The sequence below is a fragment of the Pigmentiphaga sp. YJ18 genome (assembly GCF_038066655.1).
In the GTDB taxonomy this organism is placed as follows: Bacteria; Pseudomonadota; Gammaproteobacteria; order Burkholderiales; family Burkholderiaceae_B; genus Pigmentiphaga.
The window spans coordinates 472,563-497,381 of record NZ_JBBUKU010000003.1 but is presented as its reverse complement, the minus strand read 5'-3'; the positions used below and the strand labels follow the sequence as shown (position 1 = coordinate 497,381).

Sequence of the window (24,819 nt, the reverse complement as noted above, 5' to 3'; positions counted from 1 at the left end):
TTCCTGGTTCAAAGCGTGATGTAGACGTTCTTCAATTGCGTGTAGGACACCAGTTCCTCGAAGGATTCCTCGCGGTTGTTGCCCGACTGCTTGTAGCCGCCGAAAGGAGCGGGGAAGAAATGCTTGGCCGCGTTGTTGACCCAGACGTAGCCCGCCTCGAAGCGGCCGGCAGCGCGGTGGGCCGTATCGAGCCGCGTGGTGTAGACGCCGGCGGCCAGCCCGTACTCCAGCGAATTGACCTGGTCGAACATCTCGTCCTCGTCCGACCACTTGAGGATGGACAGCACCGGGCCGAATATTTCTTCCCGCGCGATGCGCATGTCCATGGTCACGTCGGTGAACACGGTGGGCTCGATGAAGTATCCGTCGGCCAGCCCGGCACCGTCGGGATGCTTGCCGCCCGCCGCCAGCCGGGCGCCTTCCTGCTTGCCCAGCTCGATGTAGTGCATGATCTTGTCGTACTGCTCGCGCGAGACGATGGCGCCCATGGTCGTGGCCTTGTCCGTGGGCAGGCCGGGGCGGTAGGCGCGCACGCCTTCCAGCACGCCCTGGACCACCTGGTCGTACACCGATTCGTGCACGAACAGCCGCGTGGTCGAGCTGCATGCCTGGCCGCACCAGGTGAAGCACATGCCGGCCACGGCGCCCTTGATCGCGCGTTCCAGGTCCGCGTCGGGGTAGACCACCAGCGCGTTCTTGCCGCCCAGTTCCAGGCTGACGTGCTTGAGATGCTCGGCCGCGCCGCGCGAGATGGCCTTGCCGGTGGCGATGCTGCCGATCAGCGTGACCTTGGGCACCAGCGGGTGGTCGACCAGCGCCTGCCCGCACTCGGTCCCGCCCGACAGCACGTTGATGACCCCGGGCGGTGCGATGCCGTCTATCAGTTCCATCAGCCGATAGGCCGACAGCGGCGCCTGCACCGGCGGTTTCATGATGACGGTGTTGCCGGCGGCGACGGCCGCCGCCAGCCGGCTGGCGGTGAACATCATCGGATGGTTGTAGGCGACGATGCGGGCGCAGACGCCATAGGGCTCGCGCACCGTCATGTCGATGACGCCTTCGCCCATGGGAATGGTGGAGCCGCGCAGCTCATAGACCAGCCCGGCGAAGTAGTCGATGAGCTGGGTGGCGATGTCGACGTCGTGCATCAGCGCGGACACGGGGTTGCCGCAGTCGATGGCGTCGATCATGGCCAGCTCCTCGCGATGCTCGCGCATGACCTGGGCGATGCGGCGCAGCACCGTGGCGCGTTCGCCGGGCGCGGTGCGCCGCCATGAGCCATAGGCCTCGTGCGCGGCGCGCACGGCGGCATCGACGTCGGCGTGGCTGGCCACCGCGCAGGGGCCCAGGTTCTCGCCGGTGGACGGGCAGAAGGAGTCGGCATAGCCGCCCTCGGGGCGGTGCCAGGCGCCGCCGTAATACAGGTCGCGATGCCTGGGCAGCAGTTTCTCGATGGACATGGTCTTCCTCCTGGGTCGTTGTTGTCGTGTCGTGTCGTATCGGGTCGGCGGCCGGTTCAGTCCGCGGGCAGGAAGCCGCGCAGCACGCGCGCCAGGTCCCCGGGGTTGTCGCCGGCCAGGTCGTGGCTGCCGTCTATCTCTTCCGCGCGGCAGCGCGGGTTGGCCAGTCGCAGCTTGTCCAGCGTGGGCGCCTCGAACATGTCGGACCGGCTGCCGCGCACGAACAGCGCGGGCACCTTCAGTTCCCTGACCATGGCCCACAGGTCCGGCCCCGGCGCGGCGGGCTTGCCCTGCAGGGTCTGGCGGAAGCTGTCGCGGAAATGCAGGTCGCGCTTGAGTTCGTAGCCGCCGGGAACGGCTTGCAGGAAGGCTTCGTAGCGCTTCCTGGCGGGCGCGTTCGCGGGCAGGTCGGCGGGCAGCCCGTGGTAGGCCAGCGCTTCGTCCACGGACGCGAATACGTCCGGCTGGTTGCCGATGCGCAGGGCGACGTTGCGGCGGCCCGCGGCGGCCACGTCGGGCGCGAAGTCCAGGCAGGCCAGCGCCGCCACCCGTTCGGGGTACCAGTGCGCGGCGCACAGGCAGATGCGTCCGCCCATGGAGTGGCCGGCCAGCACGGCGCGCGGCCATTGCAGGTGGTCCAGCACGGCGACGAGGTCGCCGGCGAAGTCGCGCAGGTCGTAGTGCCGGTCGGGGCTGCGGGTGGAGTCGCCGAAGCCGCGCAGGTCGACGGCGACCACCTCGCGGTCGGTGGCCAGGGCCTCGGCGATGCCGGTCCAGTCGTACGAGAAATACGACAGGCCGTGCGCGATGAGGACGGGCGTGGCGCCGGGCGCGCCGAAGCGGCGGTAGAAGATTTCGACGTCGCCGCTGCGGGCGGTGCCGGTGCGATGGGCTATGGGTGCCATGGTGGGGTGTCCAGGTCGATGCGTGGTCGGTGTTTCAGCCGGCGGTGACGATGCCCATGCCGGTCAGCCACTCGGGAATGATCCGGTAGTAGCGCACCTGCATGGGATGCGTCTCGATCGCGCGCGCGGCGGCCGCGGCGGCCACCCAGGCCCGGATCTCGTGTCCGCCGAAGCCGCCCTGGCGGTCGATCTCGGCATCGTCGATGGCATCCAGGGCCTCGGTGTCGTAGGCGCACAGCTTGGCCATGAAGGCTTCGTCCCATTTCCGGTCGGGCGGCATGCAGGGGCCCTTGCCGACGACCAGGTCGCGGCCGGCCTGGATCACGCGGGCCTCGCGCGCGGCCAGCTCCTCGGCCGTGGGGGTATGCCGCTTCACGAGCCGTTGCGCGATGTCATGCGGCACCTGGCGCAGGCGCGGCGTGGGGGGATCGTGCGACAGGCCGCCCGAGCCGATGATGGTCACGCGCAGGCCGCGCGTGGCCAGGAAGCGGCCCACGGCCTCGCCGAACAGGCGCGACCGGCGCATGGACGGACGCGGGTCGGCGGCGCAGTTCAGGAAGATGGGCAGCACGTCGTAGCGCGCCAGCGCGCCGGTCAGCTGCGTCAGCGAGATGGCGTTGCCGTGGTCCACGCACATGTCGTAGGAGATGGCGGTGTCCAGGTCCTGGCGATGCAGCGCCCGGGCGCATTCCAGCGCCAGTTCGGTGGGTACGCGCAGCGGGCCGCCAGGCAGCCCCCAGTCGCGCGTGCCGTGCGCCGCCAGGCCCAGGCAGAACGCGGGCATCAAGTCGTAGAAGAAACCGTTGAAATGGTCGGGGCCGAAGCTGACCACGAGGTCGGGCGCGAAGGCATGGACTTCGCGCGAGACCGTTTCCATTTCGTCGAAGAAGGCGCGCTGGCCCTCGGGATCGGACGCCTCGATGTCGGCCAGCATGAGCGGACTGTGCGAGCAGCAGATCAGTTGCGCGGGCATGGGCGGCTCCTAGATGTGGACGGGGTCGAGCGTGCTGGCCGCGAACAGTTCGTCCACGCCCAGTTGGCGGACGGCCAACCCCTGTTCGTACGAATAGCGCGTCATCGCTGCCAGCGTCTTGCGGTTGGCTTCCACGCCGTAGGGCCAGAAATCCCGGCCCATGACGGCCTCGGTCGATTCCAGTTCGGCGGTCACCCACGGCAGCCCGATCTTCAGCGCGGTGACTTCGCGCAGGTCGCGCTCGGCGATTTCCTTGGCCTGGGCGAACGCCTTGTACAGGCTGGAGGGCAGCCACGGATGCGCCTGGGCGAGATCCTGGCGCACGCCCAGCGCGTGCATGATGGGGAACAGGCCGGTGCGGGCGTAGTACGCCTGCTCGACCGCGCGGTAGTCGGGGTACAGGCGCTGGACCCGGGGATGGCCATCGAGCAGGCACGATGGCGCGCGGGCGGAGATGACGGCGTCCAGTTCACCGCTGGCCAGCAGGTTCGACAGCGAGCGGCCTTCGGGCGCGCTCGACAGCGGGAAGCCCGGCGGGAGGTTGAGCGGAAACTTGTCCTTGCGGCCATACTGTTCCAGGCCACCCTGGACCCAGTCGATGTCGGCGGCCTCGATGCCGTACTCGTCCTTCAGGAAGCCCCGCACCCACAGCACGGCGGACATCTGGTACTCGGGCAGGCCGATGCGCTTGCCGCGCAGGTCGGCCGCGCTGGCGATGCCGCGGTCGTTGCGGATGTAGATGGCGGAGTGGCGGAAGGTGCGCGACAGGAAGACGGGCAGGGCGACGTAGGGCGCGATGCCGCGCGACAGCGCGATCAGGAAGGGACTGAAGCCGATCTCGGCGACGTCGAACTCCCCGTGGAAATAGGCGCGGTGGAAACATTCCTCCACCGGCATGGGAAGGTAGTTGACCTCGCAGCCTTCGACGGTGACGCGGCCGTCCAGCAGCGGACGGACCCGGTCATAGTCCCAGGTGGCGATGGTGATGGGTAAGCGGGCCATGATGCTCCTGCGGTTCGATCATCGGCGCCCATTCTAGACCTCAAAAAATCAAAAGTATAGATTTTTGAGTTTTAGAGGTTTAGCATCGAGTCTGCGCATGCCGGACCATCCATTCGAAAGACACAGGCATGCGTATACGAGGAGACTTCCATGCACCGATCCATCGCGCGTTGCGCGCTTGCCGCCGTGTTCGTCTGCGCGTCCGCGGCGGCCCAGAAACCTTCCTATCCCGACCGGCCCGTGCGCGTGGTCGTGCCCTATGGGCCGGGCACGGCGCCGGACATGATCGCGCGCGTCGTGAGCGAACAACTGTCGCGCCAGACCGGCCAGTCCTTCGTGGTCGAGAACAAGCTGGGCGCCGGCGGCAAGATAGGCACCGAAGCCGTGGCCGATGCCAAGGCCGACGGCTACACGCTGCTGCTGGGCGGCAAGGACACGCACGGCATCCTGACCCATCTCTATCCCGACTGGCGCATCAAGCCGGAGAAGGACTTCGCGCCCGTCGCGCTGCTGGCTCGTATCCAGAACGTGCTGCTGGCCAGCCCCAAGCTGCCGGCCTCGAATCCGCAGGAGTTCCTTGCGCTGGCCAGGCAGAAGGAGTTGCGCTATGGCACGCCCGGCGTCGGCACCAACCTGCACCTGGCCGCCGCCTACCTGCAGAACAATTATGGGCTCAAGCTGCTGCACATCCCGTACAGCCGCAGCTTCGCCGAGGCCTTGCCGGCGCTGGCGCGCGGCGAGCTGGACCTGGTGGTGGCCGGCCTGCCGCCGGCCATGCCGCTGCTCAAGGACGGCCGCATCAAGGCCATCGCCGTGACGGGCACCCAGCGTTCGCGCTTCGCGCCGGACATTCCCACCTTCGCCGAATCCGGCGTGTCGGGCCTGGAGTCGGGCGGCTGGTTCGCGCTGTTCGCGCCCAAGGGCACGCCCCAGGCCGCCGTGGATGCATTGTCGAAAATGGTGGCGACGGCGCTGCGCGAGCCCGCCGTGGCAGAGAAACTGTCCGGCGTCTATGCCGACCCGGCCCCGTCGTCACCCGCCGAACTGGGCAAGCTGGTCGCCGACGAAACGCAGCGCTGGGGCAAGGTCGTGGCCGACACCGGCATAAAAATCGAGTAGAAGAAGAGGACCCCCCCTACGCGCTTACGCGCGCCCCCCAGGGGGCGAAACCGGCGGACTGGCGGAGCCAGATCCGCGGTTTCCTGGGTCTAGGGAAAGTATCTTGGACTGAAGCACGGTTGCTATCGCTGGCTGCCCGCGGTAGCAACGGTGTGGCGTACCAAGAAACAGGCTCTAGACCCAGGGCGCCGCGGATCCGGCTTTGCCGGTCCGCCAGCGCCGCCCCCCTGAGGGGGTGCCCGAAGGGCGTAGGGGGTGGGCTTCCCCTGGGGGTCAAAATAGTACCGTCGACAGTTTGCGGCGGTACTGCGAGACCAGCTCGGGTTGGGCCGAGGCCATGTCGAAGACGGCGATCAGGGTCTTGCGGCCGATTTCTTCCTGGAAGCCGCGGTCGCGCTGGACGATTTCCAGCAGTTCGTCCATCGCGCCGGCCCAGGCGCGGCGCGCGATGCGCTTGTTGGCCAGGTCCAGGCGCGCCTGCAGGTCGCCGGGGTTCTGCTGGATGCGGGCCAGCAGCTCGGTTTCCTCGGGCGAGTCCTGCGCCTGTTCGACCGCGTTCAGGGCGGTCTCCAGGTTGGCGTAGTGGGGATCGGCCTTGGCCTGCGGCGTCAGCAGCGCGAACTGGGCCTTGGCGTCTTCGGGCCGGCCGGTGGTCAGCAGCAGCTCGACGTAGTCCATGCGCGCCGGATCGTAGGCCGCGTCCAGGACCAGCGCCGCGCGCAGGTGTTTCTCGGCGGTGGCGATGTCTCCGGCCTGCATGGCGGCCATGGCCTGCTGGTGTTCCTGCTCGTGGGGCAGCGGCAGCAGGCGGTCGATGAAGGCGCGGACCTGGCCTTCCGGCAGCGCGCCGTTGAACTGGTCGACCGGGCGCCCATCCAGGATGGCGACCACCAGGGGAATGCTGCGCGCCTGGAAGTGGGCGGCCAGTTGCTGGTTTTCGTCGACGTTGACCTTGACCAGCTTGAAGGCGCCGCCGTAGTCGCGCTCGAGCTTTTCGAGGATGGGGGTCAGCGAGCGGCAGGGGCCGCACCAGGGGGCCCAGAAATCGACCAGAACCGGCTTTTCGCGCGAGGCCTGCAAGACCTCGGCTTCGAAATTGGCGAGCGTGACATCCATACCGGGAATCCTATGGCTATGAAGCAGTAATCAAACAGAGATTGTGCTTCATTTTTCCCGAGGGCGGGCCGGGTCCCCGGTTGCGGTCGCATCGTGCGCGAAGGCCCGCAGGTAGGCCGTCAGCCGGCGCACGCCGGGCGTGGCCAGCTTGCGCGTGTGGGAGATCAGGTAGAACGAGCGGTCGAGGCGGGGCAGGTCCGTCGGCAGCTCGACCAGTTCGCCGGTCGCCAGCATGTCGCTGACCACCCAGCGCGACAGGCAGGTGATGCCCAGTCCGCCCGCGGCGGCGCGCTTGATCGCTTCCGAGTTGCCGAACTCGATGCCCGATTTCATGTGGTGCAGGTATGGGGTCAGCGCTTCGCGTATGGTTTCGCGGGTGCCGGAGCCTTCCTCGCGCAGCAGCCACGTGGCGGCGCGCAGCTGGGCGGTGGAGACCCGTCCGCCCGTCGGCGGCACGATGGGGTCGCGCGCCCCGGCCACGATCACGAGTTCGTCGGTCAGCCAGGGTTCCACGGTCAGCTCGGGCTGTTCGCACGGCCCCTCGACCAGGGCCAGGTCCAGCTCGAAGTTCACCACCTGCGTGGCGATGGCCAGCGTGTTGGCGATGGCGACGTGGGCGGTCCATTGCGGCTGTCCGCTGTCCGCCAGGTCGCGCTGGAAGCCCGCCAGCAGGGTGGGCAGCACGTAGTTGCCGATGGTGGTGCTGGCGCCTATGCGCAGCCCGCCCACGTGGCCCTGGCCGTCGCGGGCCCAGCGTTCGATCGCGGTGGCGCGGTCCAGCAGTTCGCGCGCCTGGGGCAGCAATTCCCGGCCATTGTCGTTGAGCACCAGGCGCTTGCCCACCCGGTCGAACAAGGCCATGTCCAGGGCCCGCTCCAGGTCGTTCAGCGCCGCGCTGGTGGCGGACTGGGACAGCGCCACGGCCGTGGCCGCGGCGCTGGTGCTGCCGGTGTCGGCGACGGCGGCGAATATCTGCAATTGGCGCAAGGTCAGGCGCAAGGCTTCCATATAACTCGAATTACCAGTTTTCCAGTTTGAATATACAAAAATAAACCGTTTTGACGGATCGAAGGGCTTGCTTAGAGTGGAGGGCATTCATTCCAGAAGTTATTAGCTTATGTCGAATTCGTCTGCTACCCACGTCGCCGCCGCCGGCCAGCCCTCCCAGGGCAAGGCCGGATTCTTCAGGCAGGCGGCCCCCGGTCTCCTGCTGGCCGCGGCCATCGGGGTCGCCGCGATGGGGCTGGCGGGGTGGGATTTCTTCGCCAGCCGGGGGTTCAGCGCGCTGACGCTGGCCATCGTGCTGGGCATGCTGGTGGGCAACACCGTCTATCCGCGCATCGCGGCGCCCAGCGCGGTCGGGGTGGGCGTGGCCAAGCAGACGTTGTTGCGCGCGGGCGTCATCCTGTATGGCCTGCGCCTGACCTGGCAGGACATAGGCGGCGTCGGCGCCGCGGGCGTGGCCATCGACGCGGTCATGCTGCTGTCGACCTTCGGCCTGGCATGGCTGGTGGGCACGCGGGTGTTCAAGCTCGACCGGACCTCGGCCTGGCTGATCGGCGCCGGCGGCTCCATCTGCGGCGCGGCCGCGGTCATGGCCACCGCGCCGGTGCTGCGCGCCAAGGCCGACCAGGTCGCGGTGGCGGTCGCGACCGTGGTGGTGTTCGGCACGGTGTCGATGTTCCTCTACCCCTTCCTGTACGAGCTGAACCAGCAGTGGGGCCTGATCCCCGGCGGCACCCACGGTTTCGGCGTCTACGTCGGTTCCACGGTGCACGAGGTGGCCCAGGTCATCGCCGCGGCCCGCGCGGTGGGAACCGAGGCGGCCGACACCGCCGTCATCGCCAAGATGGTGCGGGTCATGATGCTGGCCCCGTTCCTGCTGGCGCTGTCCGCCTGGCTGGCCTGGGAATGCGCGCGCGGCAAGGCCGAAGGCAAGGGCGAGGGCAGCGGCCTGTGCATCCCCTGGTTCGCCGTGGGCTTCATCGCCATGGTCGTGTTCAATTCGCTGGTGGCCATCCCCGACTGGCTGATGTCGGCCGCGATCGACTTCGACACTCTGCTGCTGGCCATCGCGATGGCCGCGCTGGGGCTGACCACCCACGTCGGCGCCATCCGCCGCGCCGGGCTGCGTCCGCTGCTGCTGGCCGGACTGCTGTTCGTCTGGCTGGTGGGGGGCGGAGCGCTGGTCAACGCGCTGATCGGCTAAGACCTGTCGCGGGATCGCCCCAGGGACGGGCATCCCGCTGCGGCGATGCCGTGGCGGGTTAAAATCGCGCTTTTCGACGCTCGCCCGCTGCCCCGGCACGCCGGGTGCCCGCAAGGTCCCACATGTCCAGTTCCCCTTCTTCCTCTTCTTCCTCCGGGGCGGTGCAGATCGGCATCGTCATGGGGTCTTCCAGCGACTGGGAGATCATGAAGCATGCCGTCGTCGTGCTCGACGAGTTCGGCGTGGCGCATGAAACCCGCGTGGTCTCGGCCCACCGCATGCCGCTCGACATGGTCGAGTACGGCGCCGAAGCCACCCGCCGGGGCCTGCGCGCCATCATCGCGGGCGCCGGCGGCGCGGCCCACCTGCCGGGCATGCTGGCGGCGCTGACGCCGGTGCCGGTGTTCGGCGTGCCGGTGCCGTCCAAGTACCTGCGCGGCGAGGATTCCCTGCTTTCCATCGTCCAGATGCCCAAGGGCGTGCCGGTGGCCACCTTCGCCATCGGCGAGGCGGGCGCGGCCAACGCGGCGCTGCACGCGGTGGCCAACCTGGCCTGTACCGATCCGGCGCTGCGAAAGAAGCTCGAAGCCTTCCGCGCCCGCCAGACCGAGGCCGCGCGCGCGATGGCGCTGCCCCCGGGAGGCCAGGCATGAGCGGGGACAAGCAGGCGCGCGTGGTGCAGCCCGGCGGCTGGCTGGGGCTGCTGGGCGGCGGACAACTGGGGCGGATGTTCTGCCATGCCGCGCAAAGCATGGGATACCGCGTGGCGGTGCTGGATCCGATCGCCGATTGTCCCGCCGGCGCGGTGGCCGACCTGCACATCCGTGCCGGCTACGATGACGAGACCGGCCTGGCGCAGCTGGCCGAACGCTGCTCCGCCGTCACGACCGAATTCGAGAACGTCCCGGCCGCCAGCCTGGAGAAGCTGGCCTTGCGCTGCCAGGTCAGCCCGGCCGCGGGGGCGGTGGCCATCGCCCAGGACCGCATCGCCGAGAAAGGCTACATCGCCTCGATAGGCGTGCCCGTGGCGCCCTATGCCGAGATCCGTTCCGAGGCCGACATCGCCGCGGCCTCCGCCTCGCTGTATCCGGGCATCCTGAAGGCCGCGCGGCTGGGCTACGACGGCAAGGGCCAGGCCCGGGTCGAGTCGGCCGAGCAGGCCCGCGCCGCGTTCGCCTCGTTCGGCAACGTGCCCTGCGTGCTCGAGGCCCGGCTGCCGCTGGAGTTCGAGATTTCCGTCGTGGTCGCGCGCGGCTTCGACGGCGAAGTGGTGACCTATCCCGTCTCCGAGAACGTGCATCGCGACGGCATCCTGGCGATCTCGACCGTGCCGTCGCCGCGCGCCTCCGAGGACATCGTGCGCCGCGCCCGCGCCGCGGCGCTGCAGGTCGCGGCCGGGCTGGAGTATTGCGGCGTGCTGTGCGTGGAGTTCTTCGTGCTGCCGGGCGAGCGCCTGATCGTCAACGAAATCGCGCCGCGGCCGCACAACAGCGGCCACTACAGCATCGATGCCTGCGTCACCAGCCAGTTCGAACAGCAGGCGCGGGTGCTGGCGGGCCAGCCGCTGGGGTCGTCCGATCCGCTGGCCGCCTCGGTCATGCTCAACATCCTGGGCGACATCTGGTTCCAGGCGGGCGAACAGGCCGCCGAGCCGGCCTGGAGCCGGGCCTTGCAGGCGCCCGGCGCCAAGCTGCACCTGTATGGCAAGGCCGAGGCGCGGCGCGGCCGCAAGATGGGCCACGTGACCTGCCTGGGTACCGACCGGGCGCAGGCCGAGCGCAGTGCCGCGCAGGTGGCGGCGGCGCTGGGCATTGCCTATCCGTAGCGGCATGAGCGCGCGCATCCTGCCGCCCACGCCCGACGCCATCGCGCAGGCGGTGGCGCTGCTGCGGGCCGGGCAACTGGTGGGCCTGCCCACCGAGACGGTCTACGGCCTGGCCGCGGATGCCTCGGATGCCGAGGCGGTCGCGCGCATCTTCGCCGCGAAAGGCCGGCCCAACGACCATCCCGTCATCGTTCACGTCGCGGCCGGCACCGACCTGTCGCGCTGGGCCGCGAATGTTCCCGACGTCGCCCGCCGGCTGATGGACGCGTTCTGGCCCGGGCCGCTGACGCTGATCCTGCCGCGCGCCGCCGGCGTGCTGGATGCCGTGACGGGCGGGCAGGACACGGTGGGGCTGCGCTGTCCCTCGCATCCTGTCGCGCAGGCCCTGCTGGCCGCCTTCGACGGCGGACTGGCCGCGCCGTCGGCCAACCGCTTCGGCCGGGTCAGCCCGACCACCGCGGCCCACGTGGCCGACGAGTTCGGCGACTTGGTGCCGCTGGTGCTGGACGGCGGTCCGTGCGAGGTCGGCATCGAGTCGACCATCGTCGACGTTTCCACCCAGATTCCCATCCTGCTGCGTCCGGGCCATGTCTCGGCGCTGGCCCTGTCCGAGGTGCTGGGCAGCGCCGTGCTGACCCGCGCCCAGATGGACGCGCAGCGCCCGGTGCCGCGCGTATCGGGATCGCTGTCGGCGCACTATGCGCCGCGCACGCCGCTCAGGCTGGTCGATGCCGGCCGGCTGGCGGGCGAGATCGCCGCCGAGGCGGCGCGCGGCCGCTCGGTGGGGGTATGGTCGCGGCAGGATCCGGGCGGCGCCGCCTGCTGGCTGGAGGCGCCCGCCGATCCGGAGCGCTACGCGCAGTCGCTGTACGCGACCTTGCGCGAATTGGACGGCAAGGGAGTGGATGTCCTGCTGTTCGAACAGCCGCCCGGCGCGCCTGCCTGGACGGCGGTGCGCGACCGCCTGGGGCGGGCGGCCGTGGGGTCGGGCGAGGCCTGAGCTACTGCTTGCGCGCGTAGGCGAACCAGCCCGCCGACTGGCCGCTGTTGGTGGCCATGATCAGCAGCAGCGGCTGCTTGTCCTTTTCCGTCAACCGCATCGCCACGCCCTGCATGCTGGCGCCCGCGTGCTGGCTCAGGCAGTTCGTGGCGCTGCCGAACGAGAAGGTCGTGGTCGCGTAGTTCTTGCCCGACGAGGCCTTGGCCAGCTTGCCATTGATGCTGCACGTGTCCGGTCTGCCGCTGACCTGCGAGTTGGCCGAAAAATCGCCGTTGGACTGGATGGTGAATGTCACGGACGAGCTGCTGATGCTGTCGCGGCCAGTCCATGTGCCGGCGTAGTTGGCCAGGTCGAAGGCGTCGTTGTACTGGCTGCTGAAACTGGAGGAGAAGGTCACGTTCTGGCCCAGGTTCCCGTCGAAGCTGGCCGCGCTGGTGACCGTGCCGGTCAGGTTGGCCGTCTCGACCGTGGTGTCGCCGGTGCCGAAGGTCTTGCCCGTGCCGGTGAAGGCCTTGCCGTTCAGGGATCCGGTGCCGCGGGTCATGCGCCGGACCTGGCTGAAGCCCTCGCTCCAGGACATGGCCCACAGTTCGTTGCTGGGCGTGACCAGCATGCTGAGCGACAAGGTGTCGCTGGTGAGGTTGCCGGTCCAGATGCCCTGCGCGTCGCTGTTGCTCCCGCCGTCTCCGCCTCCGCCATCGCCGTCGCCGCCCGAGCCGAAATAGCCGTTGCAGGCGGTCAGGGACAGGGCGCAGAGCAGGGCGAGGACGGTGCGACGATGCATGGGAAGCCTGGCGGGTAAGGGGTTCAGGGGGCCTTGCGCGGCCGCTGCGGTGTCAGGTCGAAGCCGCCGGCATGGAACACCAGCGGCATGGCGTCGGTGTGGCCGCAGTGCTCGACTTCACCGACGAAGATGCAGTGGTCGCCTTCGCGATACCTGCTGCGGTTATAGCATTCGAACCAGGCCGTGCAGCCGTCGATCAGCGGGGCGCCGTGGCGGCTGGGCCGCCAGGTGACGTGCGCGAAGCGCTCGGCCGGATGGCCGCGCGTGGCGAAGCGCCGGGCGACGTCGATCTGGTCGGCCGCCAGCACGTTCACCGCGTAGTGGCTGGCCGCTTCGAGCACCGGCAGGGATCCGGAAGTGAGCGACAGGCTCCACAACACCAGAGGCGGGGACAGCGACACCGAATTGAACGAACTGACCGTCAGGCCGACGGGATGTCCGTCGGCGCCCATGGCGGTGACGACCGTCACGCCGGTGGCGAAGCGGCCCAGGGCGGAGCGGAAGGCGGTGGAGTCGAAATCCGGAAGAGCTGCGGGCATCCAGGGGGAGGGCTGACGCACCCAGGGTGCGGGTGGCGTGGCTGATGTTGCTGTAAACCCTCATTCTATCCGGGAGGCGCGGAGCGTGTCGCGATTTCCCTTGCCAGGAGCTCGAGCGTCAGGGGGGCGCTGCCCTCGGCCTTGTTGTTGGCCACGATCCAGGCCGGCTGGCCCGATGCGTGGGCGGCCAGCGCGGCCTCGGCCAGGACCCGCCGTGTCTCGGGGTCCTGGACCTGGATCTTGTCGAAAGGCGAGAAGCGTGCCTTGGCTGCTTCGTAGCGCTGGCCCGCCAGCAGGCTCCAGCGCACCACCAGTGGCCCGGGGCCGGTCGCGGCCACGGCTTGCATCTGGCGCGCCGCCGACGGCATCCGCGCATGGATGGCCACGCAGTAGCGCACGCCGCGTTCCGCCAGCATCTTCATCATGCGCGGCGTGACCGCTTGCGGGTCGCGGAACTCCACCGCGTAGAAGGGGCGTTCATGGCCCTGCGAGGCAGGCAGCGGCGGCAGCGCGGCCAGGAAGGCCGACAGGCGGGCAACCCAGCCGGCGGGGTCGCCCAGGATCTCGGGCGGCAGCGGAGAGAACTGGAATACCAGCGGGCCCGCCTTGGTGCCCAGGCCTTCCAGGCAGGGCGTGACGAAATGGTCGGTGGCCAGCACCGGATCCAGGAAACTGGGGTTGGGCCCGGACGGCGCGCCACGATCGTCGCGAAGCACGGCATCGGTTACCAGGTTGGGCGCCTTGACGACGAAACGAAAGCCCACGGGCACCTGGTGCGCGTAATGGGCGTACTGCTCGGCGGTCAAGGGCGCGTAGAAGGTGCGGTCCAGGCTGACGCTGTTGAGCAGGGGGTGCGAGGAATACGCGGGCAGGCCCTCGCGCGACAGCAGCGATTCGCTGGCCTTGGCGCCGTAGACGATGCCGTTCCAGCCGGCGAAGGCCCACGACGAGGTGCCCAGGTGCAACTGCCCGGGCATCGCGGCGCCCAACTGCCGCAGCGCGTCGGGGTGCTCGGCGGCCGGGATCGTCTTGGCCCGGCTCTTGGCCTTGGCCGGCTTCGGGGCGGGCGCGTCGCCGAAGAACGAGCGCTGTGCGCCGTCCTCGCCGTCCGCCGGCTCGTCCGGATCGGAAGACGGGTCCTGCGGGATCATGCGGCGGTCATGGCGCCAGGCGCACGATGTGCCAGCCCCCTTCGGACCGGGGGCGATAGAGCAGGCGGTCGTGCAGGCGGGACGGCCGGCCCTGCCAGAATTCGACGGCGTCGGGCACGACGCGGTATCCGCCCCAGTGCGCGGGGCGGGGGGGATGCTCGCCCAGCTCGGCCAGCAACTGGGCTTCGCGCGCCCGCAGCACGTCGCGGTCGGGAATCTCGGTGCTCTGGTCCGAGGCCCAGGCCCCGATGCGCGAGGCCAGCGGCCGGCTGTGGAAATAGGTGTCCGATTCCTGGTCCGAGGCCAGTTCCACGCGGCCTTCGATGCGGATCTGCCGTTCGTGCAAGGGCCAGAAGAACAGCAGGCTGGCATAGGGCAGATGAGCCAGGTCTCGCCCCTTGCGAGACCGGTAGTTGGTGTAGAACACGAAGCCGCGTTCGTCGTAGCCCTTGAGCAGCACCGTACGCGCGGCCGGGCGGCCGCGTTCGTCCACGGTGGCCAGCGCCATGGCGTTGGGGTCGGGCAGCTTGTCGGCGACGGCGCGGCCGAACCAGGCTCCGAACAATTCGAACGGCGAGGCGGGGGCGTCGGCTTCCAGCAAGGCGCCCTGCTGGTAGATCTGGCGGATGTCGGCGATGGACATGATCGGCGGAAAGAAAGGACTCCAGCCCTCACTATACCGGGTTGCCGCCGTCGTCCCCGCCCGTGGCGGCCAGGCATTGCGCGAGGCGTTCGAGCGCGCGGTCGCGTATTCCGTGGGTGCGCAGCGCCCGCGCGGTGTCCAGCACGTAGTCCACGCAGGCGCCGTAGCGGCCGTGGCCCTGGCGGATCGCCGCCAGCAGTTCGGTTTCCCGCAGGCCGCCGGCATAGCCCGTGCCGCGCCGGTCGATCACGAAGGCCAGCGCGTCGACGGGGCCCTGGGTGGTCTGGCAGCGCAGCCAGCGGGGCAGGTAGGAGCCCATCATCATTTCGCGTTCCCAAAGGGTGGCGAAGACGGGCCGGACGTCGGCGGCGGCGATGCGCAGCGCGAAGCCGCGGCAACTGCCGCCCCGGTTCAGGCCGAACACCAGTCCCGGCGCGGACAACGTGCCGCGATTGATGCGCGACCACAGGCACAGCGAACGGTGGTAGCCGCGCACGACCGCCTGGCGCCGTTCCTGCAAGGGAAAGCCGGCATTCCAGATGAGCGAGCCATAGGCGTACACCCAGACGTCGTCGCGCGGGCGCCAGGCGCTCAAGGCCGCGTCGATGGACGCCTGGCGCTGGGCTTCGGTAAGCAGCAGCGGGTGGTATTCGGGCGGGAACGTATCGGTGGACACGTCAGTTGGCCTCGCTGCGCCGCGCGGCCACGGGCCGCTTGGGCGCGCGGTTGAAGATGCCGCCCGCCAGCAGGCAGGCCGCCACGGTCCAGAAGGGCAGTCCCAGGCCGGCCAGCGCGCTCAGGCTGCCGAAGGCCAGCGGCAGCACGAACTGGCCGCCGTTGATGGTCGCCATGCGCAGCCCCAGCGCCTCGGCGGCGCGGCCGGGCGGCGCGTGCGCGTGCAGCAGCGCCAGCAGGCTCGGCTGGCCGCTGCCCAGCGCCAGGCCAAGCAGGAAGGCCAGCATGATCAGGATGGGGACGTCGCGGAAGAACGGATACAGCACGTAGACCGCGCTGGCGGTGAACATGGCGGTGCGCAGCAGGGTCCAGGGCGCCAGGCGCCGCTGTATCCACGGCAGCAGCATGCGGATGACGAAGGTGGCCACGGCGAAGGCCGACAGGATGACGCCTATGGTCGTGGCCGACAGGCCGATCGAGGCGCCGAAGATGGGCATCATGAAAGAGTTCAGGTCCCAGGCGCCCGACAGCAGGGCCGTGGCGACCAGCACGCGGCGCAGGATGGGGCTGGCCAGCAGGTCGCTGACCTGTTCGCGCGAAGCGGGCCGGGTGTTGCTGGCGGCGCGCGGCAGCCGGTGCTGCTGCCGCAGCAGCAATCCCAGGGCGCCCAGCTGGCACAGCAGCAGCACGCCGAAGGCCCAGCGCACGCCCAGGTGGTCGATGGACAGGCCGGCCACCAGCGGGCCGCCGAAGCCCGAGATCGACAGTGACAGGGACAGCCGCGAGAAATTCAGGATGCGCCGGTCGGGCGTGGCATGGATGCCCATGACGTTCTGCACCGCGATCTGGCACACCATGCAGCCTATGCCGGTCAGGCAGCTGGACAGGAACAGCACCTGCGTATCGGGCACGATGAAGGGCAGCAGGTTGCCCGCGATCAGCAGGCTCACGCCTATGCGCAGCGGGCGCCGCGCGCCGATGTGATCGACCCAGCGGCCGGTGTGGACCGACAGCAGCATGGGGACCAGCGCGAACAGCGCCATCAGCACGCCCACCGTGAAGCTGGAGGCACCCTGCGCCAGCGCGCCCAGCGAGACGGTCACCCGGCCGCCGGTCAGCGCCATGTGGCTCAGGATCGCCAGCGTGCAGAAGACGGCGACACCGCGGTCGTCGAGCGGCGCGTCGTGCGGCTGCTCGGGGGCGGGGGCGTCCTGGCGCGGCGTGGGTGCAGGCAAGGTGGGGAGCGAACGGGAAAAATGTCGCCGTGGTCTCGCGGCGGTTTCTTGTGGCAGGGTCCATTCTACCCCCGGGGGCCGGGGAAGAGGGCGGCCCGGCGGGCTGCTAACATCGGAGCCGTCTTCGTTCCGGCCGCTGGCAGGCTGTTTCCATGTCTTCTCGTCTTTCCCTCCCGGAGTTCCCGTCATGAGCTGCGACCTCGACACCGAGCGCCGCTTCGGCGGGCTGGACCGCCTGTACGGGGCGGGCGCCCTGGACGCGTTGCGCGCGGCGCGCGCCACCGTGGTGGGGCTGGGCGGAGTGGGATCGTGGGCGGCCGAGGCGCTGGCCCGCAGCGGCATCGGCACGCTGACGCTGATCGACCTGGACCACATCGCCGAATCCAACATCAACCGCCAGGTCCACGCCCTGGGCCGCACGCTGGGGCAGTCCAAGGTCGAGGCCATGGCCGACCGCATCCGCGACATCTCCCCGCGGTGCGTGCTGAACCTGGTCGACGATTTCCTCGAGCCCGGCAATGCCGCGCGGCTGCTGGCCGACGAGGCCAGCGTGGTGCTGGACTGCACCGACCAGGTGTCGGCCAAGATCGCGATGATCCTGCATGTCCGGCGCAGCGGTGCGCCGCTGGTGGTGTGCGGCGGGGCGGGCGGCAAGACGGACCCGCTGGCGCTGCGCGCGGGCGATCTGTCGGAAGCCGTCAACGACGCGCTGCTGGCCAAGATCCGCAACCAGCTCCGGCGCCAGCACGGCTATCCCAAGGCATCGACCGCCGCGGGCAAGCCGGCGCGCCGGGTGCCCAAGATGAAGGTACGCGCCCTGTGGGTGGACCAGCCCGCCCGGCTGCCGGCGGCCTGGACCCAGGACGTGGACGCGCCGGCCGGGGCGCCGCAGGGCCTGTCCTGCGCGGGCTACGGGTCGGCGGTCACGGTGACCGCCGCCATGGGGCTGGCGGCGGCGCATGAGGTGCTGCGGGTGGTGTTTCCGGCGGAACGCTAGGGCCCATTCCCGGCCTGTGCGAGGCTCCTTTTAGCGGGAACAGGCCCTAGTCCAGGACCACGTCGAACCAGCCGCGCAGGGCGTTGGACAGCCGCAGCCCCCGCGCACGGCCAAGGTCGGCGCGCGTCACCACGGCTTCTTCCACCTTTTCCTCGTCCAGCAGCGCGGCGCGCTGCACGCCGGGCAACAGGCCGCAGGACACCGGCGGCGTGACCCAGCGCCCGTCCAGCAGCAGATAGGCGTTGGTGCGGCTGCCCTCGCACAGTTCGTCGCGCTCGTTCAGGTACAGCAGGTCGAAGTGGTCGGGGTGGCCGGCCAGCCAGGCCGCCGCGCTTTCGTACCAGGGGCGCCACGTGGTCTTGTGGCGCAGCAGCGCCGTGCCCGAATCCAGGCGCTCGGCGGCCAGCGCCACGCGGGGGCGGGACGGCAGCGGCGGCAGCGGCGAGGTCTCGACCTCGACGGCGCCGTTGTCCGCGACCAGCACGCGCATGCGGTGGCCGGCGCCTTCGGGCAGCGTGGCGGCGGCCCGGGCGATGGCCCGCTGCACCGCGTCCACCGACCAGTGGTAGGCCAGTTCCGAACACGAGGCACCCAGCCGCTCCAGGTGCCAGGGCAGCAGCGGCATGCGCCCGTCATGCTCGACCCGGATGGTCTCGATCAACTGCGGCCGCATGCTCAGGACGCCTTGGCGGCCGCTTCCTGCGGCGCCATGAACTCGGCCAGGACCCGGCCGGTGTGCGAGCGCGCGCGCTGCGCCATGACGTGCTCGGGCGTGCCCTGCACGACCACCTGGCCGCCTTCGTTGCCACCCTCGGGGCCCATGTCCAGCAGCCAGTCGGCCTCGGCGATGACGTCCAGGTTGTGCTCGATCACCACCACCGTGTTGCCGGCGTCCACCAGCCGGTGCAGCACGCGTATCAGCTTTTCCACGTCCGCCATGGACAGGCCCACGGTCGGTTCGTCCAGCACGTACAGCGTGTGCGGTGCCTTGTAGGCCCGGCCGGTGCGCATCGTGCCTTCGTCCAGCCTGGCCTTGGCCAGCTCGGTCACCAGCTTGATGCGCTGCGCCTCGCCGCCCGACAGCGTGGGCGAGGGTTGGCCCAGCGTCAGGTAGCCCAGCCCCACACTTTGCAGCAGTTGCAGCGGGTTCAGGATGGACGGATGGGCGGCGAAGTACTCGACGGCGTCGTCGATCTCCATCGCCAGCACTTCGCCCACGCTCTTGCCGCGCAGGTGCACGGCCAGGGTCTCGCGGTTGAAGCGGGCGCCGTTGCAGGCGTCGCAGGGCACCTTCACGTCCGGCAGGAAGTTCATCTCGATGGTGCGCATGCCCTGGCCCTCGCAGACCGGGCAGCGGCCTTCGCCGGTGTTGAAGCTGAAGCGCCCGGCGGCCCAGCCGCGCATGCGCGCCTCCATCGTGTCGGCGAACTGCTTGCGGATGGTGTCCCAGAAGCCGACGTAAGTGGCGGGGCAGGAACGCGGCGTCTTGCCGATGGGGGTCTGGTCGACCTCCAGCACGCGGTCGATGCCCTTCCAGCCGTCGATGCCGGCGCAGCCGGTCCAGCCGCCCTGTTCGGCGGCGTCCTTGCCCACGCGGCGTTGCAGGTTGTCCAGCAGCACGTCGCGCGCCAGCGTCGACTTGCCCGAACCCGACACGCCGGTCACGACGGTCAGCCGGCCGACGGGGAAGCTGGCATCGACGTCGCGCAGGTTGTGCAGGCGCGCCTTGCGCACCGCGATGCGCGGCGTATCGTCGTTGATCGCGCGCCGGGGCTGGAGCGGATGCTGCAGGGGATGGGCCAGGTACTTGCCGGTCAGCGACGCGGGGTTGGCGATGATGTCCTGCACCCGGCCCTGGGCGACGACGGTGCCGCCCCGCACGCCGGCGCCCGGGCCGATGTCGATCACGTGGGCGGCGCGCCGGATGGTGTCCTCGTCGTGCTCGACCACGACCAGCGTGTTGCCCTTGCCTTCCAGCCGCGACAGCGCGTTCAGCAGGATGCGGTTGTCGCGCGGGTGCAGGCCGATGGTCGGCTCGTCCAGCACGTAGCAGACGCCCTGCAGGTTCGAGCCCAGTTGCGCGGCCAGGCGGATGCGCTGGGCCTCGCCGCCGGACAGCGTGGGCGCGGCGCGGTCCAGCGCCAGGTAGCCCAGTCCGACTTCCTCCAGGAACTCCAGCCGGCTGCGCAGCTCGGCCAGGATGTCCCGCGCGATGTCAGCCTCGCGGCCCGCGGTTTCCAGGTCGCGGAAGAAGGCGCCGGCATCGCGCACCGCCAGCGACGACAACTGCGCGATGGAGCGGTCGCGCCAGCGCACCGCCAGCGCGTTGCGGTTCAGGCGCTGCCCGTGGCAGTCGCCGCAGGGCTGCGCCTCGCCTTCGTACCAGGCGTTCCAGGCCGTTTCCTCGCCGGTCTGCTCGGCGTCGAAGCCTTGCAGCTTGAGGCCCGTGCCGAAGCAGGACGGGCACCAGCCGTGCTTGGAGTTGTACGAGAACATGCGAGGATCGGGCTCGGGAAAGCTCAGGCCGCACGAGGGGCAGGCACGCTTGACCGAGAACACGCGCTGCTCCAGGTCGGGCGCCGGCGCCTCGGCGCCGCTGGCCATCGCCACGCGCAGCTTCTGCAGTGGCCAGGCCACGCTCATCACGCCGTGGCCGTGTTCCAGCGCCTCGTGCACGGCGGCCCGCAGCGCCGCCTCGTTGGCCGGGTCGACGACGAAGTCGGCCACCGGCAGGTCGATGTCATGTTCCTTGAAGCGGTCCAGCCGGGGCCACTTGGCGGTCGGGATGAAGGCGCCGTCCACGCGCAGATGGGTGTAGCCCTTGTTCGACGCCCACTTGGCCAGGTCGGTGTAATAGCCCTTGCGCGCGCTGACCAGCGGCGCCAGCACGCCGATGTGCTGGCCCTTGAGCTCGCGCATGATGCGGCTGACGATCAGGTCGAAGGTCTGGGGCTCGACCGGGATGTCGCAGTTCGGGCAATACTGGGTGCCCAGCTTCATGTACAAGAGGCGCATGAAGTGGTGGGTCTCGGTCATCGTGGCCACGGTCGACTTGCGGCCGCCGCGGCTGGTGCGCTGCTCGATCGCCACGGTGGGCGGGATGCCGAAGATGGCGTCCACGTCCGGTTTGCCCGCGGGCTGGACGATGGACCGCGCATACGCGTTCAGCGATTCCAGGTAGCGGCGCTGTCCTTCGTTGAACAGGATGTCGAAGGCCAGCGTCGACTTGCCCGAGCCCGACACCCCCGTGATGACCGTGAAGGTGTTGCGCGGAATCTCGACGTCCACGTTCTTCAGGTTGTGCTCGCGCGCGTTCTTGATCTCGATCGCGCGCGCGGCGTGGCGGCGGCGGGACAGCAGGTTCTGCAGCGGTACGCCTTCGGGTTCGTCGTTGCGCGCGACCACGTAGGGTTCGAAGTGCTCGGCCACGGCGGGCGCCGGGGCGGTGGCCCGGGCATCGGCCAGGCTGCCGATCTCGGCCTCGTATTCCCGCAGCGCGCGGCCGGTGTGCGAGGCCGGATGGTCCATGATGGCCTGTGGCGTGCCGGTGGCCAGGACTTCCCCGCCGGCGTCGCCGCCTTCCGGGCCCAGGTCGATCAGCCAGTCCGAGGCGCGGATCACGTCCAGGTTGTGCTCGATCACGACCAGCGTGTGGCCGGCCGCCAGCAGCTTGCGGAAGGCGCCCATCAGGCGCGAGATGTCGTCGAAGTGCAGGCCGGTGGTGGGCTCGTCGAACAGGAACAGGCTGCCCTTCTTCGACAGCTTGGCGCCGATGGTGGAAATGCCCGAACGCGCCGCCTCGGCCAGGTGGCCGGCCAGCTTCAGGCGCTGCGCCTCGCCGCCCGACAGGGTCGGCACGGGCTGGCCCAGGCGCACGTATTCCAGGCCCACGTCGGCCAGCGGCGCCAGGCCGTACTGGATGTCGCGCTCGCCCTCGAAGAAATCCAGGGCTTCGGTCACGGTCATCTCCAGCACGTCGGAGATCGAGGCCGCCCGGCCCTTCCGTTCGATGGTGACTTCGCGGATCTCGGGCCGGAAGCGGGTGCCGTCGCAGTCGGGGCAGCGCAGGTACACGTCGGACAGGAACTGCATCTCGACGTGTTCGAAGCCGGTGCCGCCGCAGGTCGGGCAGCGGCCGTCGCCGGCGTTGAAACTGAACATGCCGGCCGTGTAGTCGCGTTCCTTGGACAGCCGCGCCTGGGCGAACAGCTTGCGCACGCCGTCGAACGCGCCCACGTAGCTGGCCGGATTGGAGCGCGCCGTCTTGCCGATCGGGGACTGGTCGACCATGACCACCTCGGCGATCCAGTCGTCGCCCAGGATGCGGTCGTGCGCGCCGGCGGCCTCGGTGGGCTTGCCCTTGAGCTTGAGCAGGGCGGGGTACAGCACGTCCTGGATCAGCGTCGACTTGCCCGATCCCGACACGCCCGTCACGCACACCAGGCGCCCCAGCGGGAACTCCACCGTCACGTTCTTCAGGTTGTGCTCGCGCGCGCCCTCGACGATCAGCCGGGGCGTATTGGCGTTGACCGGCATGGGGCGCGGCGCCGCCACGTGGCGGCGGCCCGATAGGTAGTCGCCGGTCAGCGTTTCCGCCTTGCGCAACTGCGCCGGCGAGCCGTTGAAGACGATGTTGCCGCCGCGCTCGCCCGGCCCCGGGCCGATGTCGATGACGCGGTCGGCCGCCAGCATGACCTGGGGATCGTGCTCCACCACCACCAGCGAGTTGCCGGCGTCGCGCAGCCGGTGCATGACCTCGACGATGCGGTTCATGTCGCGCGGATGCAGGCCGATGGACGGCTCGTCCAGCACGAACAGGGTGTTGACCAGGGATGTCCCGAGAGCGGTGGTCAGGTTGATCCGCTGCACCTCGCCGCCCGATAGCGTGCGGCTCTGGCGGTCCAGCGTCAGGTAGCCCAGGCCGACGTCGCACAGGAACTTCAACCGCGCGCGCACTTCCTGCAACAGCAGCTCGGTGGCGGCATCCATCACGCCCTCGAAGTGCAGGGCATCGCAGAACGTGCGCACGCGCTCGATGGGCAGCAGCATCAGGTCATGGATGGACAGGCCGGGCAGGGCCGTCAGGGTGGCGTTGCCCCAGGACACGTTCACCGGCCGGAAGCGGGCGTAGCGGCCGTCGGACTCGGGCAGTACCTGGTCGGCCTCGGCCTTGGTGCCTACCCGCCACAGCAGCGAATCGGGCTTGAGGCGGGCGCCGTTGCAGGCCGTGCACGGCGTGTACGCGCGATACTTCGACAGCAGCACGCGAATGTGCATCTTGTAGGCCTTGGTCTCCAGCCAGTCGAAGAAGCGCTTCACGCCGTACCACTGGTGTTTCCAGGCGTCGTTGCCGCCCTTCCAGTCGGGCGTGCCCTGCAGCACCCACTCGCGCTGGGCGTCGGTCAGCTTGCGCCAGGGTACGTCCAGCGGGATCCCCGCGCGGGCCGCGTACTTCACCAGTTCGTCCTGGCATTCCTTGTAGCTGGCCGTCTGCCAGGGGCGAATGGCGCCGCCGCGCAGGGTCTTGCTTTCGTCGGGGATGATCAGGCCGTAGTCCACGCCTATCACCCGGCCGAAGCCGCGGCAGGCCTCGCAGGCGCCCAGCGGTGAATTGAACGAGAACGAACTGGGGGTGGGGGTGGAATAGGCGATGTCGCAGTCGGCGCAGTGGATTTCGTCGCTGAACTTCCACAGCGCGGTTTCCTTGCCTTCCTCGTCCACCACGCGCACGTCCACCCGGCCGGCCCCGAGCCGCAGCCCGGCGTCCAGCGCCTCCATCACGCGGGCCCGCTCGGCGTTGCCGAAGCGGAAGCGGTCCTGCACCACGTCCAGCAACTGCACGGCGTTCTTGCCGGTGCCCACCTTGCGCTTGGCGTGCACCCGCGTGTAGCCCTGGCGTTCCAGGAAGCCGCGGATCTCGTCCTCGCTGTAGTTGGCCGGCACCTGGACCGGAAAGGTCACGACCAGGCGCGGGTCGCCGGCCTGCGCCGAGCGGCGCGCCAGCGAGGCGTGGATGGAGTCGGGCGTGTCCTTCTGCACCGGCCGCGCGCACTGGCGGCAGAACAGCCTGCCGGCCCGCGCGTACAGCAGTTTCAGGTGGTCGTTCAGTTCGGTCATGGTGCCGACCGTGCTGCGCGAGGTGCGTACCGGATTGGTCTGGTCGATCGCGATGGCGGGCGGGATGCCCTCGATGCGGTCGACCTGGGGCTTGTCCATGCGGTCCAGGAACTGGCGCGCGTACGGCGAAAAAGTCTCGACGTAGCGGCGCTGGCCTTCGGCGTACAGCGTGTCGAAGACCAGCGAACTCTTGCCCGAGCCGGATACGCCGGTCACCACCACGAGTTCGTTGGTGGGGATGGTCAGGCTCAGGTTCTTCAGGTTGTTCTGGCGCGCGCCCACCACCCGGATCTCGGGTTCGGCGGCGGTTTCCTGGGGGGAGTCGGGGGAGATGGGGGCGGAGGACATCGTTCGGTTCACGTGCCGGAAGGAGGCCGGCGATTCTTCAATCGTAGCCGTTTAGGAGATGCTGCGAAAATCGCAACGTTTGACAAGATTGCGTAACAGGAAGGTACGGCTATAAAAGGGCGGCCGGGTTACGATATTGCCTATGAGCAAGCGCAAATCCTCTCCGGTCGATCTGTTGGGCGCCGAGGCTGGCGTGTACATCCCGCCGCCCACGCTCGGCGACGTTCCGCCGCCGCCTCGCAGCCTGCGCGTGGCGGTGCTGGTGGCCATCGCGCTTGCCCTGACGGCCGGCACCGTCGCCGTCCATACCATTCCCGAAGTCGGCCATACCTGGCGGGTCGTCTCGCACCAGACCGAAAAGGCGCTGGCGCGGGTGCTGGGCAAGGCCGAGCAGAAAACAACGGAAGTCGTCGGCGGCGTTGCCGGAGGCGCCCCCCAGCGTTGAGCGGCTTGACGGCAACGCCGAAAAATCCGCTAGAATAGCGGGTTAGCCGGATTCAATGACTGGAGATCGACATGGCGGAAAAGAAACGCACGCGCCGCAATACCCTTGAGCGCCGTTGCCTGGGCAAGGCCTTCAAGCGTCTTTTTGTTGGGGCGCCGAAGGGCATTTTCAAGATGCTCGAGAAAGTTAAGCGGGCGTGATGGTTTAGTTTAGCCCCCCCTACGCGCTTACGCGCGCCCGGCATGGTGAGCCCCCAGCCGCTACGCGGCAGCCCCC

The 24,819-nt window shown here is 69.6% G+C and carries 22 protein-coding genes; 8 read left to right on the top strand and 14 right to left on the bottom strand.

The window, feature by feature from the left end; all coding sequences use genetic code 11:
• Nucleotides 1-8: 8 nt before the first annotated feature.
• Genes WKR98_RS22135 through WKR98_RS22120 form a run of 4 tightly spaced genes read right to left on the bottom strand, consistent with a single transcriptional unit; the run spans nucleotide 9 to nucleotide 4,340 of the window.
• Nucleotides 9-1,460 carry an aldehyde dehydrogenase family protein gene (locus WKR98_RS22135; protein ID WP_341434679.1) on the bottom strand — a complete coding sequence of 484 codons (1,452 nt, stop codon included), beginning with the start codon at nucleotides 1,458-1,460 and terminating at the stop codon, nucleotides 9-11.
• 56 nt (nucleotides 1,461-1,516) lie between these two features.
• Nucleotides 1,517-2,365: an alpha/beta fold hydrolase gene (locus WKR98_RS22130; protein ID WP_341434678.1), complete on the bottom strand. Its 849-nt coding sequence runs from the start codon at nucleotides 2,363-2,365 to the stop codon at nucleotides 1,517-1,519.
• Between the two features lie 34 nt (nucleotides 2,366-2,399).
• Nucleotides 2,400-3,338, bottom strand: a complete 939-nt coding sequence (locus WKR98_RS22125) for a 3-carboxyethylcatechol 2,3-dioxygenase (protein WP_124690947.1) — start codon at nucleotides 3,336-3,338, stop codon at nucleotides 2,400-2,402.
• 9 nt (nucleotides 3,339-3,347) lie between these two features.
• Nucleotides 3,348-4,340 (bottom strand): PhnD/SsuA/transferrin family substrate-binding protein, encoded by a 993-nt coding sequence (locus WKR98_RS22120; protein WP_124690946.1) that lies wholly within the window; start codon nucleotides 4,338-4,340, stop codon nucleotides 3,348-3,350.
• Nucleotides 4,341-4,490: 150 nt separating this feature from the next.
• Between WKR98_RS22120 and WKR98_RS22115 the strand changes: the two genes are divergently transcribed.
• Entirely contained in the window at nucleotides 4,491-5,459 is a 969-nt protein-coding gene (locus WKR98_RS22115) for a Bug family tripartite tricarboxylate transporter substrate binding protein (protein WP_341434677.1), read from the top strand.
• 273 nt (nucleotides 5,460-5,732) lie between these two features.
• Here the strand turns inward: WKR98_RS22115 and trxA are convergent, their stop codons facing one another.
• On the bottom strand, nucleotides 5,733-6,575 hold the full coding sequence (gene trxA / locus WKR98_RS22110; protein ID WP_341434676.1) for a thioredoxin: 843 nt from the start codon (nucleotides 6,573-6,575) through the stop codon (nucleotides 5,733-5,735).
• 48 nt (nucleotides 6,576-6,623) lie between these two features.
• A complete protein-coding gene (locus WKR98_RS22105) occupies nucleotides 6,624-7,583 on the bottom strand; it encodes a LysR family transcriptional regulator (RefSeq protein WP_341434675.1) in 960 nt (319 codons plus the stop codon).
• A gap of 109 nt (nucleotides 7,584-7,692) precedes the next feature.
• On the opposite strand from WKR98_RS22105, the gene WKR98_RS22100 reads away from it, so the two are divergent.
• The 4 genes from WKR98_RS22100 to WKR98_RS22085 all read left to right on the top strand — a co-directional run bounded on the left by WKR98_RS22100 (nucleotide 7,693) and on the right by WKR98_RS22085 (nucleotide 11,609).
• Complete coding sequence (locus WKR98_RS22100) at nucleotides 7,693-8,784, top strand: YeiH family protein (protein ID WP_124690942.1); 1,092 nt, start codon at nucleotides 7,693-7,695, stop codon at nucleotides 8,782-8,784.
• A 122-nt stretch (nucleotides 8,785-8,906) separates the two neighbouring features.
• A complete protein-coding gene (purE, locus tag WKR98_RS22095) occupies nucleotides 8,907-9,437 on the top strand; it encodes a 5-(carboxyamino)imidazole ribonucleotide mutase (protein ID WP_192901768.1) in 531 nt (176 codons plus the stop codon).
• Complete coding sequence (locus tag WKR98_RS22090) at nucleotides 9,434-10,609, top strand: 5-(carboxyamino)imidazole ribonucleotide synthase (protein ID WP_341434674.1); 1,176 nt, start codon at nucleotides 9,434-9,436, stop codon at nucleotides 10,607-10,609. The genes purE and WKR98_RS22090 overlap by 4 nt, the downstream gene beginning before the upstream one ends.
• Before the next feature lie 4 nt (nucleotides 10,610-10,613).
• Nucleotides 10,614-11,609: an L-threonylcarbamoyladenylate synthase gene (locus tag WKR98_RS22085; RefSeq protein WP_341434673.1), complete on the top strand. Its 996-nt coding sequence runs from the start codon at nucleotides 10,614-10,616 to the stop codon at nucleotides 11,607-11,609.
• A 1-nt stretch (nucleotide 11,610) separates the two neighbouring features.
• On the opposite strand, the gene WKR98_RS22080 is transcribed toward WKR98_RS22085, so the two are convergent.
• From WKR98_RS22080 to WKR98_RS22055, 6 genes are all read right to left on the bottom strand, one after another.
• A complete protein-coding gene (locus tag WKR98_RS22080) occupies nucleotides 11,611-12,393 on the bottom strand; it encodes a hypothetical protein (protein WP_341434672.1) in 783 nt (260 codons plus the stop codon).
• Nucleotides 12,394-12,416: 23 nt separating this feature from the next.
• Nucleotides 12,417-12,932, bottom strand: coding sequence for a flavin reductase family protein (locus tag WKR98_RS22075; RefSeq protein ID WP_124690938.1), 516 nt, complete (start codon nucleotides 12,930-12,932; stop codon nucleotides 12,417-12,419).
• A 65-nt stretch (nucleotides 12,933-12,997) separates the two neighbouring features.
• The gene (locus WKR98_RS22070; RefSeq protein WP_124690937.1) at nucleotides 12,998-14,083 is read right to left on the bottom strand and encodes a DUF72 domain-containing protein; all 1,086 of its coding nucleotides are present in this window, start codon (nucleotides 14,081-14,083) and stop codon (nucleotides 12,998-13,000) included.
• Nucleotides 14,084-14,090: 7 nt separating this feature from the next.
• Nucleotides 14,091-14,729 (bottom strand): pyridoxamine 5'-phosphate oxidase, encoded by a 639-nt coding sequence (pdxH, locus tag WKR98_RS22065; protein ID WP_192901842.1) that lies wholly within the window; start codon nucleotides 14,727-14,729, stop codon nucleotides 14,091-14,093.
• 28 nt (nucleotides 14,730-14,757) lie between these two features.
• The gene (locus WKR98_RS22060; RefSeq protein WP_124690935.1) at nucleotides 14,758-15,402 is read right to left on the bottom strand and encodes a gamma-glutamylcyclotransferase; all 645 of its coding nucleotides are present in this window, start codon (nucleotides 15,400-15,402) and stop codon (nucleotides 14,758-14,760) included.
• Nucleotide 15,403: 1 nt separating this feature from the next.
• Nucleotides 15,404-16,636 (bottom strand): MFS transporter, encoded by a 1,233-nt coding sequence (locus tag WKR98_RS22055; RefSeq protein ID WP_341434671.1) that lies wholly within the window; start codon nucleotides 16,634-16,636, stop codon nucleotides 15,404-15,406.
• 187 nt (nucleotides 16,637-16,823) lie between these two features.
• Here WKR98_RS22055 and WKR98_RS22050 point away from each other — a divergent pair, with 187 nt between their 5' ends.
• Nucleotides 16,824-17,633 carry a tRNA threonylcarbamoyladenosine dehydratase gene (locus WKR98_RS22050; RefSeq protein WP_124690934.1) on the top strand — a complete coding sequence of 270 codons (810 nt, stop codon included), beginning with the start codon at nucleotides 16,824-16,826 and terminating at the stop codon, nucleotides 17,631-17,633.
• A gap of 46 nt (nucleotides 17,634-17,679) precedes the next feature.
• Here the strand turns inward: WKR98_RS22050 and WKR98_RS22045 are convergent, their stop codons facing one another.
• Together WKR98_RS22045 and uvrA are read right to left on the bottom strand one after the other, a co-directional pair.
• On the bottom strand, nucleotides 17,680-18,306 hold the full coding sequence (locus WKR98_RS22045) for an aminotransferase class IV (protein ID WP_124690933.1): 627 nt from the start codon (nucleotides 18,304-18,306) through the stop codon (nucleotides 17,680-17,682).
• A gap of 2 nt (nucleotides 18,307-18,308) precedes the next feature.
• Nucleotides 18,309-24,098, bottom strand: a complete 5,790-nt coding sequence (gene uvrA / locus WKR98_RS22040) for an excinuclease ABC subunit UvrA (protein WP_341434670.1) — start codon at nucleotides 24,096-24,098, stop codon at nucleotides 18,309-18,311.
• A 142-nt stretch (nucleotides 24,099-24,240) separates the two neighbouring features.
• Here uvrA and WKR98_RS22035 point away from each other — a divergent pair, with 142 nt between their 5' ends.
• Nucleotides 24,241-24,543 carry a hypothetical protein gene (locus WKR98_RS22035; RefSeq protein ID WP_124690931.1) on the top strand — a complete coding sequence of 101 codons (303 nt, stop codon included), beginning with the start codon at nucleotides 24,241-24,243 and terminating at the stop codon, nucleotides 24,541-24,543.
• A 71-nt stretch (nucleotides 24,544-24,614) separates the two neighbouring features.
• Entirely contained in the window at nucleotides 24,615-24,743 is a 129-nt protein-coding gene (locus WKR98_RS22030; RefSeq protein WP_255465712.1) for a hypothetical protein, read from the top strand.
• Nucleotides 24,744-24,819: the final 76 nt, after the last annotated feature.